The 15,788-nt window shown below is 37.5% G+C and carries 10 protein-coding genes; all 10 read left to right on the top strand.

Annotation, left to right across the window (positions count from 1 at the left end; translation table 11 throughout):
- Positions 1 to 70 precede the first annotated feature (70 nt).
- Entirely contained in the window at positions 71 to 2,632 is a 2,562-nt protein-coding gene (locus FNN09_RS08120) for a glycoside hydrolase (RefSeq protein ID WP_143301323.1), read from the top strand.
- A 24-nt stretch (positions 2,633 to 2,656) separates the two neighbouring features.
- Entirely contained in the window at positions 2,657 to 4,237 is a 1,581-nt protein-coding gene (locus tag FNN09_RS08115; RefSeq protein ID WP_143301321.1) for a glycoside hydrolase, read from the top strand.
- 176 nt (positions 4,238 to 4,413) lie between these two features.
- Complete coding sequence (locus FNN09_RS08110) at positions 4,414 to 5,943, top strand: sulfatase (protein ID WP_143301319.1); 1,530 nt, start codon at positions 4,414 to 4,416, stop codon at positions 5,941 to 5,943.
- 118 nt (positions 5,944 to 6,061) lie between these two features.
- The gene (locus FNN09_RS08105) at positions 6,062 to 9,559 is read left to right on the top strand and encodes a discoidin domain-containing protein (protein WP_143301317.1); all 3,498 of its coding nucleotides are present in this window, start codon (positions 6,062 to 6,064) and stop codon (positions 9,557 to 9,559) included.
- 46 nt (positions 9,560 to 9,605) lie between these two features.
- Positions 9,606 to 10,007, top strand: a complete 402-nt coding sequence (locus FNN09_RS08100; protein WP_143301315.1) for a carbohydrate binding domain-containing protein — start codon at positions 9,606 to 9,608, stop codon at positions 10,005 to 10,007.
- An 81-nt stretch (positions 10,008 to 10,088) separates the two neighbouring features.
- Positions 10,089 to 11,027, top strand: coding sequence for an IS1634 family transposase (locus FNN09_RS21345; RefSeq protein ID WP_221932457.1), 939 nt, complete (start codon positions 10,089 to 10,091; stop codon positions 11,025 to 11,027).
- A gap of 59 nt (positions 11,028 to 11,086) precedes the next feature.
- Complete coding sequence (locus FNN09_RS21340; RefSeq protein ID WP_221932456.1) at positions 11,087 to 11,521, top strand: transposase; 435 nt, start codon at positions 11,087 to 11,089, stop codon at positions 11,519 to 11,521.
- Between the two features lie 32 nt (positions 11,522 to 11,553).
- On the top strand, positions 11,554 to 11,700 hold the full coding sequence (locus tag FNN09_RS08090) for a T9SS type A sorting domain-containing protein (RefSeq protein WP_143301313.1): 147 nt from the start codon (positions 11,554 to 11,556) through the stop codon (positions 11,698 to 11,700).
- 46 nt (positions 11,701 to 11,746) lie between these two features.
- Entirely contained in the window at positions 11,747 to 14,872 is a 3,126-nt protein-coding gene (locus tag FNN09_RS08085; protein WP_143301311.1) for a glycosyl hydrolase, read from the top strand.
- A gap of 186 nt (positions 14,873 to 15,058) precedes the next feature.
- Positions 15,059 to 15,748, top strand: a complete 690-nt coding sequence (locus tag FNN09_RS08080; RefSeq protein WP_143301309.1) for an RraA family protein — start codon at positions 15,059 to 15,061, stop codon at positions 15,746 to 15,748.
- Positions 15,749 to 15,788 lie beyond the last annotated feature (40 nt).

Raw genomic sequence — 15,788 nt, 5'->3', positions numbered from 1 at the left:
TTTAAGAAGGATCTCCTTTTTCTATTTTTTATACTTACCAAAGGTTTGATATCCAGCTAAAGTAATTATTATGCAACTTCGATTTATCTCCTGCCTGATTCTGGGTATTTTCCTTATGCCACTGAATATCATTACTGCACAAGATGCAGTTAAGCCAATAGTTAATTATTCATTCTCGAATAATACAGTTGTTGATGAAACCGGCTTATCCAATCTTACGCTTTACAATCAAACAGCACTGTATCAAGATTCACAGCGAGGTTCAGTATTGCGTTTCTCAGCATCATCCAAGGGGTATGCGGTATTTGATAAGCAATTATTAGATAACGATACCTGTACCATCGCATTCTTCTTTTATTGGGAAAAAGAAAATGCAACGTCATGGCATCAATTATTCGAGCTGCATGATGCCAAAACGAATAATAATTTGTTTTTCACACCACAAAATGGATGGGCAGGGCAATTAAGTTCGGTAATTAGTGATAACAAGGATTATAACTTATACAAAGCCGTTAGTGGCAGCCAACTAACGCAAGATAAATGGATGCATATTGCAATTGTTTTTGAGGGAAAGCATGTTATGCTCTATCTGGACGGGGTAAAAGTGAATAGTGAACTACTAATGTGCACACCGGGGTTGATTGATAATGGTACTTTGTATCTGGGAGGAAACCCAAACCGCTCTAACAACTACTACATATCAGCACGCCTGGATGAAATAAAGATATTTGATAAAGCTCTGGTAGATAACCAAGTGCTAGCATTATTTGAGGAGGAAGAGATTCCGGCACCCATTGATGAAGTGACGGACTGGGAACCAGTTGGTAATGCGGTTGAACTAAGCTTCGACCTGACTGATAAGAAGCAAACAATACGCAACTTTGGTGCTTCCGATGGCTGGAATACCGAGAAAATAGGAAAATACTGGCCACAAGAAAAGAAAGAGAAGTTAGCTGAATTATTATTTAGTGCTGAAAAAGATGATGATGGTAATCCCAAAGGAATTGGTTTATCGGCCTGGCGTTTTAACATTGGAGCAGGTACTGCTGAACAAGGCGATGCTAGTAGAATCTCGAATGAAGATCGGAGAACAGAAGGTTTTCTTAATGCCGATGGAGAAACCTATGACTGGAACAAACAGCAAGGTCAGCAATGGTTTTTAAAAAAGGCAGCCCTTGAATACGAGGTTAGTGATATCATTGGCTGGCAAAATAGCCCTCCCATACATTTTACCAAAAACAACCTTGGCTTCCGTGAATATGGCGCTTCTATGTCTACCATCTTGAAAAGAGAGTATTTTGATAAGTTTGCTAACTTTCTGGCTGATGTTTCAGAGCACTTCAAAAGTGAAGGCATCACTTTTGACTATATTAGTCCTTTGAATGAGCCACAATTCTCATGGTCGCCTTCCAACTTTGGAGGGACAGTAACTCAGGAAGGTACTCCCTGGACGAATCAGGACATTCACGATGTTGTGTCAGCTATCGATAATGTATTTAATGCAAGGGGAGTAGATACTAAGTTGTTTATTACAGAGGCCGCTTCTGTATCGCATCATCTCGGAGGAAATGGACATGCAGATAATCAGCTGTATAATTTCTGGAACAGCAATTCTACTCTTTCACTTAATAATAAATCATCATTGGCTAAAATTGTATCCTTTCATAGTTATTGGAAAGACTATGGAGCAACTTTGATTGATACTAGAAGTGAGTTGAATAGTAAAATTCAGAATCTCACAACAGTACCAGAAGTATGGCAAACCGAATATTCTATGCTGGGAACGGGTTATCGTCAAGGTTATCCGGATGGGTATAAGCTTAGCGAAATGGAGTGTGCTTTATCATTGGCACGTGTAATCATGACTGATTTAAATGTGGCCAATGTTACAGGTTGGCAATGGTGGACCACCTTTGAAAAAGGAAAACATGGAGGTGAAACCCGGTTTAGCTTAATTGAGGCAATTACGAATTTAAATTATTCAGATGGTACTTACCATTTAAATAAGTTGTTTTATTCATTGGGACATTTCTCACATTTTATTCGCCCAGGTATGACTCGCTTGACTTATTCGCGTTCAGATAATCTCAATATTTATAATGAAGCGAATGATATCATGTATTCAGTCTATACCAATGACGATGAAACTAAACTAGTGGTGGTGGCTGCTAATTTTAGTGATGTTACAAAAGAGGTTAATATAGGTTTCGCAAATGGAGATAAAAAGATTGAAAATGAACAACTATATCTAAGCAATGCGTATTGTAATCTTACTAAACAAAGCGCTGGTTTGACGATAAATGGCATGGTTGTTCCTGCTCAATCTCTAGTGACCTATACCGCCGATTTATCACCTGATGTTTCAGTTCCAGACAATACTGTAGAATTGGATTTTAAGGTACATTTAAAATCTAGCACTAAAGAACTTGTTATTCGGCTGTCCGAAGGGCATCAACCGGAAGAAATTAGACTGTATGATTTAACAGGTAACTTATTAGCGAAGAAAATAGTTCAAAAAGGGCAGAAGGAACTTGTAATAGGCGCCAATAAACTAAGTAGTGGAACTTATTTGGTGTCAGGCTTTAACAGACAAGCCGTGTCTACTAAGAAAGTAGTTGTTTTTGGCAATTAAGAAAATCACACTAATTGAGTTGGGATGAAGAATTTAGTACTATTAATAGTTTTTATAGTATGCATATCTTGCACACAAAAAAACGGAGACGTAAAAATCCATGTTGATGAATCGAAGCAGTTTCAAATCATGCAAAGTTTTGGTGCATCTGATTCATGGCGAATTCAATTTGTTGGAGAAAACTGGCCTGTTGAGAAACGTAATCGTATCGCCGACTTACTTTTTAGTATGGACATAGATAAGACTGGCAATCCCAGAGGGATTGGTCTATCAAACTGGCGTTTTTATCTAGGAGCCGGTTCTGCTGAACAAGGTGAAGCGTCAGATATTCAGAATGTATGGAGACGTTCGGAGTGTTTTTTAGATAAGCATGGACAATATGACTGGAGTAAGTATAAAGGACAGCGCTGGTTTTTAAAGGCTGCTAAATCTCGAGGCGTTGGTGAATTTACTGCCTATACAATTTCTCCACCAGTCTTTTATACAAAAAACGGTTTGGCTCATGCCAGCAAAGGTGACTTGAGTTTTAACCTCAAGGACGAGTATTACGATGACTATGCCAGGTACCTTGTGGATGTACTGGATTATTTCGATAAGAATGAGCAAGTACACTTCAACTATATAAGCCCTTTTAATGAACCACAGTGGGCCTGGGATAAAAACAACCAAGAAGGAACGCCGGCTACTAATGAGGAATTATATAATTATATGCGCCTTCTATCAGAGGAACTTTATTCAAGAGGTTTATCAACGAAAATTTTGCCAGGTGAAGCCGGACAACTGGATTATCTGTTTGAGAAGAAAGGTGACAACAACAATGGCGATCAAATAAATGCTTTTTGGAATCCTTCTTCACCCTTTTACGTTGGTGGGTTTAAAAACATGGAATACGCCATCACTTCACATTCTTACTTCACAACCTGGCCAATAAAAACTCAGGTTGAAACAAGGGAACGTTTAGCGCAAAGAATAAATGAAATTGATCCGAAATTAAGATACATGCAAACGGAGTTTTGCATTCTGGAGAAGAACCCTGAGATAACTGGCGGATGGAGACGAGATTTAGATATGCCAACAGCACTATATGTGGCACGTGTTATTCATTCCGATTTGACAATAGCTAATGCCTGCTCGTGGGAATGGTGGACCGCACTATCTCAGTTCGATTTCAAAGATGGATTAATTCATTTGGATGATGGAATTGGTAATGGGGTCAAAAGTGATACGAGTCAATTAAATCATGACTTGATGTATGATGGGCAAATCCAGGAAACAAAGTTATTATGGGCCTTAGGTAACTTCTCACGTTTTGTTCGACCAGGCATGGTTCGTATCGATGCTCAAATTGAAAGTGACCTAAGTCTTGAACAACAAGCAACGGATATGCAGGTGTCTGCCTATAAGGATCTAGCCAGTGGAGATATAACGTTGGTTTTAATTAATCATACAGAACAAGAAAAAGCCATAAGCTTAGATGGATTTAAAGCTAAAACCATCGACATGTATGTTACAGATAATGCACATAGCCTCAATAAGGTAGATGTAAAGAATAATGAACTAGTGGTGTCCGAACGGTCTGTCTCAACCCTAGTTTTGAAGCGCTAAGGATTGTTTGTCCATTAATTACGAAGGTATTGATTATCCCGAAGTTAAAATGATAATAAAATTATATGAAACGAGCCATGAGAGATTTTTTCACACACACGATGATGACTAATTTGGCGAGTTCCATCCCGGTAAATAGGGACAAGTAGTGACAATAAAAAACAAAATATAAACACATGAAAGCAAGTGTAAAGCATATTGTATTGGCGTTAGTTGCGATCTTGTCAGTACAATGCAATGGCCCTGATAGTTCGAAATCGACTACTGTTCAGCCTCCCAATGTTATTTTAATAGTAACTGATGATCAGGGATATGCCGACCTTAGTGCTTATGAACATGTATCGCCCAGGTGTCAAACACCTCATATGGATAGGATTGCCAAAAATGGTGTTTTGTTCGATAATTGTTATGTTTCTGGGCCAGTTTGTAGTCCATCGCGTGCCTCTATCTACACAGGAAAGTATCAGGAACGATGGGATGAGGATATGAGCTGGGCACCAGGGCTACCTGTTAATATTCCAACTATAGCCGAATTACTCAAGAAAAAAGGATATACAACAGGTAAAGTAGGAAAAAGTGATTTTGGTAGAAATTATCATAATCCTGAGATGCGCGATTTTCCAAACAATCATGGTTATGACAGTTTTATAGGTTTTAGTGCTCATGCTCATGATTTTTGGTTATTAGATGAGGACATTGAAAAAGCTACGCCTGATCCCTATGGAGAGAGTGCTTCTCTTGGCAGAATATTTCGAGATAAAGTTAAAGTAGGATTTAAAGATACGTATAGCACAAACCTTTATACCGATGAGGCCTTAAAGTTTATTGATAAAAACAAAGACAAGCCATTTTTTCTTGATTTATCTTATAATGCAGTACATGAATTAATTCATCAGGTTCCCGAAGAATATCGAAAAAAATGGGATGCCCCTAAAATACCCAATTACGATCCCTCTATGGGGACTTATAACGATTACTATTATAAGTATACAAAAGTTGGTGATATAACTGATGAAGGGAAAAGAAAACTTTATTTAGCCAACTTAAATTGTCTCGACGATAATATTGGTCGATTGCTTGATGCTCTAGAGAAGTTGGATATACTAGATAATACCATGATTATCCTTATTTCCGATAATGGAGGCGAGCCTTTAACCGGGGCAAACAATCTGCCTTTGACGGGGTCAAAATACACCATGCATGAAGGTGGCATTCGAGTGCCTTTTATCATTTCATGGCCTCAGGTATTGCCTAAAAACAGGTTGTATCAACACCGTGTTTCTGCCATGGATATTATGCCTACTTGCCTGGAGGCAGTTGGGATAAGCATGGATAACGATTATAAATTTGATGGATGTAGTCTTATTGAACCAATCGCTAAAAATATGCCGTCAGATAACGCTAAAGAACCCCTTTGTTTTCAATTTGGTAAACAGTGGGCTATTATTGATGATGGTTGGAAACTGGTTTATGCCGAAGATTATAAACCACATTGGAGACCAATAACATCGCAAATTCAACTTGGTATTAATAGTGGCAAGTTGGCTCTGTATAACCTTAAAACCGACATTGGGGAGCAAAATAACCTAATTGAATTACTGCCGCGTAAAGCTGAAGAGTTACAGATGAAGTTTGACAAGTGGCTACATGAAGTGAAGCAAGACCAAACAAATTATCAATTCGAGCAGGTTGAGAAGATGAATTAAAAAGAGCGGAAAAATTAAAAAAAGTTTGACATGAAACGAGCCGTGATAATTGCATCTCAGTTAGGAGGATGACGAAGTTGGCGAGTTACATCTGACAAATGAAAACGAATTCAAACAGATGAAAAAAATCTACAAATATTTATTAGCTGGTTTTTGTCTTTCACTTATCACCTATTGCTTAAGTGAACTTTGGGTAACAGAAGCAAATCATTATAATTCTGGGCTTATCTATGAAGAAGAAGCTGAAGAACGACCAAAGGTTCTTGTTTCTACAGAGGAACAAAGTGTTAATAAAAGGCATCAAGAAAGAGCTTTAACGGTTGAAAATTCTTTAAAGAGTTCATCCGGAACGTCATCTTATGCCAATGGGCAAATTACAGGTTCTTGGGAGCAATTTAGGTTTTTAACTTATGCAGGTAGCCCTTATGGATTTCGAATTAAAGGATCAGTATACGATAAGATGAATGATGTGCTATACGCCATCTCCCATGCTGGTCATATCTGGAAAATAAATCGTAATGTTGATGGCAGTGCTACTGACGGCTGGCAAATAATGAATCACAAATACGATTTCAATTCCTCGTACATTGATGGTCTGAATAAAAGTAATGGCTCCTTTCGCATGATTCGTTCAGCAGATTATGGAATGCAATATAGCGATGATGAGGGCAAAACATGGGAAGTCGCGACCGGAGCAACTTCTGTAGCCAAAAGTAATGAAGGGGTCATTGTAAAAGCATCATCTGGCAATAGAATACATGTGCTATTAAAAACAAATTCAAGTACAGTACAGGTATTTACATCTGATGATAATGGTGAATCGTATAGTGCGTTGGGCACAAGTTTTAATACGAGTACATACTATACAAAGCTGTTTAAAGTGCATAATTCAGAATCGGTTTTTCTGGCTGTTTATCACTATTCTGATTCAAAAGTTAGTATTTATGAGAAAACCATTGACGAGTCGGGTTTTACATTAAAAAACACCTCGAATACAAGCTTTGTAAGTCTGGATCATATTTTTGGAACCTATCATAATGGGAACTATCATTTTTATGTTGGTACAAAGTATACTCATATCTACTATACTTCTGATAAAGGAGCCAATTGGACTTTAAAGCAGATAGGGCAGGAGAGTGGCAATACGAATGTACGCACCGTTCATCCCACAAAGCCAAACATGATTTTCAGAGGATATTTAGATGTGAATGTATCGCTTAATTACGGTGCGTCATTTAGCAACTTTGGGCATCGCCTAGGCTGGGATGTACATCATATGAAATTTTACCAAAGAAGCGATGGTAGTTATTTTCATTTTATAGGTAAGGATTTTGGTTGTTACGTAGCTGATGTACCAGAAAGCTGGTCGAATTATATATCATTGAATAATGCTTCGCCTGCACAAATGTGTTACGATGCCGCTCATGGACAAAATTATAACAGTTCATTTACAGCTAACCAGGACAGGGGTACCGTTGGTTTTCTTAACTCCGGTAATGAGGCAACTACAGTGGATGTAAAAACAACCGATGGTTTAAGGGTTACTTTGGGAAATAGAGATGCTTCCGTATGGACATGGATGTATTATGGTTCTATTTTTCATCGCACTAATTTTATAGCTGGTAGCTCCGGTTTAACTGCTATTCACGAAAAAGGTAACTGGTGGGCTGCACCCATGGTGGCCTCCCCAAATAAAAAAGAAGATGCCGTTTACTTGGCTTATGGCAATAAGTTGTCGAAACTAACGTATAATTCAAATCAGCAGAGTATTATCGAGACCAAACATTACGTTGATTTCAAAAGAGAAACAGCTTATGATATAACCGGGTTTGCTTATTCCGAATTAAATCCTCAGCGTTGGTATGTTTCAGTAAAAAGTGGTGTTTTCTTGTATTCAGAGGATGGGGGTCAAACATTTACTAAATCCAACTACTCTGGTGTTTTGCCTAAGGCCAATGATCAGTCACACAACTACCATAAAAATCAGCATGTTATTAAGGCATCCAATATTGATGAGAAAACTGTTTATTATGCCGGTGTTGGTAATGTGTTTTTGATTAGCAAGGACGGTGGAAAAACGTTTGCAAAACATGTAGATGGCCTTGATGTCTATCGAATCAGAGATTTTGATTTGTCAGCTGACGAGAAATACATCTATGCTGCTTGCGGTAATGCAGGAATATGGGTGTACTCAGTGGATGACGATATCTGGTACGAGATGAATGATGCATCGGTACCTTACGTTGATTTCACTGATGTTGAATTTATTGAAAAAGAGAATGAAGTTAAGTTTGCCACGTATGGAAGTGGGGTGCTAAGTTTTAAAGTAGATGGTAATTATCAAACGCTAGTATATCCTGATAATTTGGTGACGCAAGTGAAGAACAATAAGACTGTTGAACTAAGCTGGGCAGATAATTCGGATAATGAAGATGGCTTTATTATTGAGCGCACAAATAATGGACTCTTCGAAGAAGTGGGACGTGTTAATGCCAATGAAGTAGCCTTTGTTGATTCAGATATACCAGACAATGGAAGCTGTCAATATAGAGTTAAGGCCTATAACACGGATGATGAATCTTTTTATTCTAACTATCAATTGGTTAATATTCCATCAGCGGGAGAGGTTTCTAAAACTGACTGGACATTGGTAAGCGTAGATAGTGAAGATGTTGCAGGTTCACATTTGGCCTCTTACGCATTTGATGGAAACCCAGTAACATTTTGGTTCACGCAATGGTCGGGAGCACAACCACCATATCCTCATGAGCTGGTTATTGACATGAATGCGTCGCATAGCTTTTTAGGATTTTCCTACATGCCACGCCAGGATGGGAAAAATGATGGTACTATTCAGGATTATGAGTTTTATATCTCATCGGATAATAGCACCTGGACTAAAGTAAGTAGTGGAACCTGGAATGGGAGCACAGCATTAAAAGAAGTCTATTTCTCTGAAAGTAAAGAAGCCAGGTATATTAAATTAGTTGGTTTAAGTGGATACAATGGAACCAACTATGCCAGTTGCGCTGAGTTATCCCTTTTAACGCAAAGAATCGAAGCAAAGGCTCCTAATAAGCCACAATTTGTACAAGGAGGTCGATTAAGCGATACTGAAATTGAAATGATTTGGCTGGACTTATCAAGTGATGAAGATGGCTTTGTTGTAGAGCAGTATGTCGACGATGCTTTTATGCCTATCTACACCTCAGGGCAGGACATCACTACTTTCAAGCTTAAGAATACAAATTCAGAGGATACCTATTGGTTTAGAGTAAAGGCCTTTAATGAAGCCGGTCATTCCAGCTATTCCGATACACTCACTATTGGTACAGGTAAATTGGAGAATGTTGGTATTTATGACTTGATTGCTAAAGACGATTTTAAAGTGTACCCTAATCCGGTTGAAAATGTATTGAACATTAATTACAGCCTCAATAATTTGTTTTCAGAATGGCGCTTATTGGACATGTCAGGAAGAGTGATGAGAAACGGAACAATATCCAGAGATGTTAATAAGATAACACTACAGGTTCCAAATATTCAAACAGGAGTTTATGTAATTCAACTTTCGGGTGAGAATGGTGCCGTGTCAAAGCAGATAATTAAAAAATAATAAGAGTCTCAATAAGTTTAAGAATTCGTATAAACATCATTCAGGAATGAGAAATCTATCTGCTTTATTAATTGTATTTTTCTCATGGACGATAACATTATCTGCTCAAAACTTGCTGACTAATGGTAATTTTGAATCAGGAAATTTGAATGATTGGAATCCAACTAATTCAGTAATTAGCAATACAGAACTGGCAGAAGGCGGACAATACTGTGCTAAAGTGCGGGTATCATCTAAAACCGGTTGGATATATCAACAAAAAGAACTTGTTGCAGGAAAGACATACAGGTATTCGGGATATGTGAAAATTGGCGAAGTTGACAAGCAATATTTTTTCCTGACTTCGACACTTTTTCGAGAGCAAAATCATAAACATCAATCATTCAGTGGAATAACTGTTTTTAAAAGGCATTTTTGGGTGTCCCAGCTCAATTTTGGGTATATTTAATATGTGTTTGTCAGAAAAAAGAAAAACAAGAGCGGAGTCATCAGTGTTCAAGTCATTGATAAGAACACAGGGAAATATAATATGATAAAAACCATTGGGAGTAGTTCCAGCCCAGAAGAGGTTGAAAATCTTGTTATGGAGGGTGAAGTTTGGATTAAAAACAAGATTGGTCAAAAAGAACTGGATTTTACATGCGAAAGGGATCTTACAGAAACCATCCTAGATAACATCGAACAAATTACAGTGGCCGGAACCACTCTTTTGTTAGGAAAGATATTTGATGAGATTGGATTTGATACTATCGACGATAAACTTTTCAAACAACTTGTGATAGCGCGTTTGTGCTTTCCGGCAAGCAAACTCAGAACAACTGATTTTCTCTCAAAATATCATTTTCTGTCAATAGAGCCCCAACATATCTATCGGTATTTAGATAAGCTTCATAGCAGTCAAAAAGAGTTGGTGCAAGACATCAGCTATGCACATTCGCTGAAAATCTTGAATAATGAAATTAATGTTGTTTTTTATGACGTTACCACACTTTACTTTGAAGTAGATAACGAAGATGAAATAAGAAAGACTGGTTTCTCAAAAGAAGGCAGGCATCAGAACCCTCAAATACTGCTCGGTCTTTTAGTCAGTGTTGATGGTTACCCACTCGCATATGAGATTTTCGAAGGCAACAAATATGAGGGTCACACGATGCTCCCGGTTATCAATGGGTTTAAAGAACGCTACAGCATCAATAAACTTGTAGTAGTTGCCGACTCAGGCCTGCTAACTAATGACAATATCCAAGAACTTTGCTCCAAAGGATATGAGTTTATCCTGGTAGCAAGGATAAAGAACGAAACCACCTCAATAAAAGCACAGATATTAAATTTTGACTACTCGGAAACAAAGGAGCAATTAATAATAAAGGATAACGACATTAGACTTCTTGTTACGCACTCTAAGAAAAGAGCCAAAAAGGATAAACACAACAGAGAGAAAGGGCTTGCCAAACTTGAAAAAAGATAAAATCAGGAAAATTGACCAAATCCAACATTAATAATCGGGGATACAACAAATATTTAAAGATGGATGGTAAAATCAGCCTGACAATAGATTTGGAGAAGTTTGATTCCGATGGCAAATGGGATGGTTTAAAAGGATATCTGACCAACACAAAAATGTCAAATAATGACATTATGGAAAACTATGCACACCTATGGAAAATTGAGAAAGCTTTTAGGATATCAAAACATGACTTAAAAATAAGGCCAGTTTATCACCGAATCCAAAGGCGGATTGAAGCTCATATCTGTATATCGTTTGTGGCATATAAAATCTACAAAGAGCTTGAAAGACAACTCAAACTCAAGGGGTCTGATTTGAGCCCAGAAAAAGCAATGGATATTGCCAAAACCATTTATGCAATACAGGTAAAAACACCAAACCAACAACACATTGTATCCAAAACAATTTTAATCACTGAAGAACAAAAAATGTTAGCAACAATGTTTAACTTCTAATTTGGGTGTCCCAGTGTCGAACTCAGGTGGACATGTCAGGAAGAGTGATGAGAAACGGAACAATATCCAGAGATGTTAATAAGATAACACTACAGGTTCCAAATATTCAAACAGGAGTTTATGTAATTCAACTTTCGGGTGAGAATGGTGCCGTGTCAAAGCAGATAATTAAAAAATAATAAGAGTCTCAATAAGTTTAAGAATTCGTATAAACATCATTCAGGAATGAGAAATTTATCTGCTTTATTAATTGTATTTTTCTCATGGACGATAACATTATCTGCTCAAAACTTGCTGACTAATGGTAATTTTGAATCAGGAAATTTGAATGATTGGAATCCAACTAATTCTGCAATTAGCAATACAGAACTGGCAGAAGGCGGACAATACTGTGCTAAAGTGCGGGTATCATCTAAAACCGGTTGGATATATCAACAAAAAGAACTTGTTGCAGGAAAGACATACAGGTATTCGGGATATGTGAAAATTGGCGAAGTTGACAAGCAATATTTTTTTAATATCAAGTGCAGAAACGACTATTATATTTCCTATAATACACTGATATTTAAAAAAGAATATACCGACTGGGCATACGTTTCGAAAACATTTAAGGTAAAAGAAACCGATACGCACAAGTTGGCCATTTATGTTCCCCAAAAAGGAACTATTTATGCTGATAGTTTAGTTTTAGAAGAAATTGACCCGACGGGGATGAGTTCAGAGGCTTTAATTGTTCAATCAGAATATGGAGTAGTCAATAATACTACGAATGTAATAGCTGATATCCCAATGGTTGATATCCCGTTTACGAAATTTTTAGAAGGATTACAGTTATCTGAAAAAGCGCGTGTTGAATTATTCACTTTGAATGAAGGGACTGTAGCCGATTGGAGAACAATTGCATCTGAAGAATACAGAATAAAAGTGTTTGCTGAGGATGGTTCGTTCCGTTTTTATACTCTGAAATTTAATGATAATGTTTTGTTAGCTGCTTACAAAGGTGATTTGGATAATAAAGATTTCTCAATCAGCAATGTATCATCGGCAATAACGGTCACCGAATTTATTGAAAGCTTACGAAAAACGACTTCCTCAACGTTAAGAGTAGAATATGTTGCTAGTAATTCAGAAGTGGCAGTTGGCAAAAAAGTGACTTCGGCTATGCAAGTAAGAATCAATTCGGCTAATAATCCCGATAAAATATATAGTATTTCGACGCGTAATCTGTATAGCGGTTCTGATTTGTTGAGTCTCTCACAAGGAGTTATTAGTACTCAGGCAAAATTAATAACACAGCTTCCAAATAAAACAATGGCATTTTATTTGAAAGAAACCGCAACTTGTTCCCCGGGAGCTACAATACGTGTTGTAAATGCCGATGATAGCGATGTGGCTGATGACTCGTTGGTTAGTGATGATATGAAAGTTTTGGTAACATCAGAAACTGGAAGAGTCACGGCTTATACCATTTCAACAATCAGTAGCAATGAAGCTTATGGCTTATATTTGAATAACAAACCATTAGAAGTCGAGACACTAGCAGATAATGTGATTTCATTAAATGGTTATGCCAAATTACATGTAAGTGGTTCGGTTAATCCCTTGAAAGACACAAAGGTATATGTTAACAGTCCTGATGCATGGATTTATTTTCACCATATCAGACCTTCGGTGGTTGCAGAGTATTTATTGGATGATATTTATATAAACGGAGTCCCTTGTTCTTATAACTATCTGATAAAGAATGTAAGAATAAAACAATATGGCAGAGGAACTGTCATAGTACCACATAACGATGAATACGAACCATTAACAGTTTATGCAGAAGCAGCTTATCAGGGGGCATCAATAAAAATGAAACCCTATACTTTTTATCGTACAAGTGAATTGGGAGCATTGAACGATAATGTTGGTTCATTCAGATTAAAGCACGGCTATATGGCTACACTAGCCGAAAATCAAGACGGAACAGGGTTCAGTAAAGTGTTTGTGGCAAGCGATAGCGATTTAGATATTTCCCTTATGGAACCTGGATTAAAAGATGCCGTTTCTTTTATTCGCGTATTTCCATGGAACTGGCCATCTAAAAAGGGTTTCTGCGGTTCGCAACCTTATGCCGATGCTGTTGATGCAACATGGCGCTATGACTGGGGAATGAATGTTAAACATACACTTGATGTGGAGTTTGTACCTGAAAAATGGGGTGGTGGTTATGCAGGAGAATATGGAGAGTGGCGTGATGTAACTCACATGCTTGCATTTAATGAGCCCAGTCACACCGAACAGTCGAACCTGACTGTTGCACAGGCTATTGAATATTGGCCTTCTCTTATGAAATCAGGATTACGCTTAAGTTCACCGGCAATTGCAGACAATGGTAAACAATGGTTGTGGGAGTTTTGGGACGAGATAGAAAGATTAAATTATCGGGTCGATTATGTGGTATGTCATTGGTATAAAGGAGGCAGAACTGCTCAGCAATACTACAATTACTTAAAAGAAATTCACGACAGAACAGGTCGTCCTATTTGGGTTAAAGAATGGAATAACGGAGCAACCTGGACCAATGAAGCCCCTCCACATTCCTATGAAGAACAAGCAAAAGATATTGGCTTGTTTTTAAATATGTTAGATACAACAAGCTGGATTGAAAGACATTCTTTATACGAATGGGTCGGTGAATGGCGGCAGATGATTAATGACTATAGCACCTTTGAACTAACACCTGCCGGAGAAATCTACAAGGATAATAATGCACCGGTATTTTATAATTCCGAAGCAATCTACGATCATCGAGAAAGTGCAACACAGTATCCTGTATTAAGTTTTCTAAATCCGGAAAATGAAACAGAGTTTAATAGAGGAGAAGAAATTAGTGTTGAAGTAAACGCAAGTGATACAGATGGTACGATAAGTAATGTTCAGCTTTATTTGAATGGCGTATTTATTGGGCTTGACGACACGGCTCCTTATGAATGGGGATGGGATGACCCAGCCTTGCAAAATCTTACGGCAGGTGATTATACTTTGAGCGCCGTTGCAACTGATAATGTTGGTGCACGGTCGGGGCAAAGTGTCACATTTACTGTAAGTTTCACTACCGATATATCAGAAACAACCGTTTCGCAAAAAGAATCGCTTGCTAAAATTTATTCTCTTGGAAAGAATGTAATAGTTCACCTAAAGGCTAGTCATGCGTTAGCAAATATTTATGATATAAATGGCCGATTAATTGTCAACAAACAGATTGTGCATGGTGAAAATCAAATTTTAATAAACCATGCAGGTGTTTACCTGGTAAAAGTAATAACCAGGAATATGGTAGAAACTCAGAAAATATTTATTAAATAATATTTTGCAGCATCTTACAAATTAACAATTACACATATGTGTCATTTGTATGAAACAGGATTTTAGATTATTAACTCATATTGCTTTAAAATAGTAATAAAGTTTAAATATGGGTTAAAATAGTGTTGAACATTAAGAGCAACCCCTCCTATTTTTGTATAATAAAAACTGGTTTAAAACCTTATTATGACAAAACTAGAAAATGACAAAATACTCTTCGAAACGATACGTAAAGAACTCTTTACAGCCGTTGTAGGTGATATAATGGATAAAATGGGATATACCAATCAGTTTCTTCCTCCACAAATACAACCCTTGCAAGAAGATATGTTTCTAGTAGGTAGAGCAATGACTGTTTTAGAGGCAGATTGTTTTGAGGAACTGAGTGAAGGGGCCAATGAATATTTATCAAAACCTTTTGGTTTAATGCTGGAGGCTTTGGATGACTTGAAAGAAAACGAGATTTACATATGCACTGGCGCTTCTCCAACCTATGCTTTATGGGGCGAATTAATGAGCACCAGGGCTAAGATATTAAAAGCCAATGGAGCTGTGGTGAATGGCTACTCCAGAGATACCAAAGGAATTCTTGAGTTAGGTTTTCCAACGTTCTCTTTCGGGCGGTATGCACAGGATCAGGCTCCTCGTGGTAAAGTAATCGATTATCGTATTCCAATTGAAATAGGTGGCGTTCGTATTAATCCGGGTGATATTGTTATTGGTGACATAGATGGAGTATGTATTGTGCCAAAAGAAATTGAACAGGAAGTTTTCAAAGGTGCTCTTGAAAAAGCACGTGGAGAAAAAACCGTACAAAAGGCGATAGAAAATGGAATGAGTGCTGTTGACTCTTTTAACAAATATGGAATAATGTAATTGCTGATAAAGATTGCATACAAAATTAGGTTTCGAACAT

This window comes from Carboxylicivirga sp. M1479 (assembly GCF_007097485.1).
Classification (GTDB): domain Bacteria; phylum Bacteroidota; class Bacteroidia; order Bacteroidales; family Marinilabiliaceae; genus Carboxylicivirga.
This window is presented reverse-complemented; position numbering and strand designations above follow the sequence as displayed.

Bases quoted from the DNA above. Each gene is read 5' to 3' on its own strand.
- FNN09_RS08120 (WP_143301323.1), top strand. From the start codon at position 71: ATGCAACTTCGATTTATCTCCTGCCTGATTCTGGGTATTTTCCTTATG.
- FNN09_RS08115 (WP_143301321.1), top strand. From the start codon at position 2,657: ATGAAGAATTTAGTACTATTAATAGTTTTTATAGTATGCATATCTTGC.
- FNN09_RS08110 (WP_143301319.1), top strand. From the start codon at position 4,414: ATGAAAGCAAGTGTAAAGCATATTGTATTGGCGTTAGTTGCGATCTTG.
- FNN09_RS08105 (WP_143301317.1), top strand. From the start codon at position 6,062: ATGAAAAAAATCTACAAATATTTATTAGCTGGTTTTTGTCTTTCACTT.
- FNN09_RS08100 (WP_143301315.1), top strand. From the start codon at position 9,606: ATGAGAAATCTATCTGCTTTATTAATTGTATTTTTCTCATGGACGATA.
- FNN09_RS21345 (WP_221932457.1), top strand. From the start codon at position 10,089: ATGATAAAAACCATTGGGAGTAGTTCCAGCCCAGAAGAGGTTGAAAAT.
- FNN09_RS21340 (WP_221932456.1), top strand. From the start codon at position 11,087: ATGGATGGTAAAATCAGCCTGACAATAGATTTGGAGAAGTTTGATTCC.
- FNN09_RS08090 (WP_143301313.1), top strand. From the start codon at position 11,554: ATGTCAGGAAGAGTGATGAGAAACGGAACAATATCCAGAGATGTTAAT.
- FNN09_RS08085 (WP_143301311.1), top strand. From the start codon at position 11,747: ATGAGAAATTTATCTGCTTTATTAATTGTATTTTTCTCATGGACGATA.
- FNN09_RS08080 (WP_143301309.1), top strand. From the start codon at position 15,059: ATGACAAAACTAGAAAATGACAAAATACTCTTCGAAACGATACGTAAA.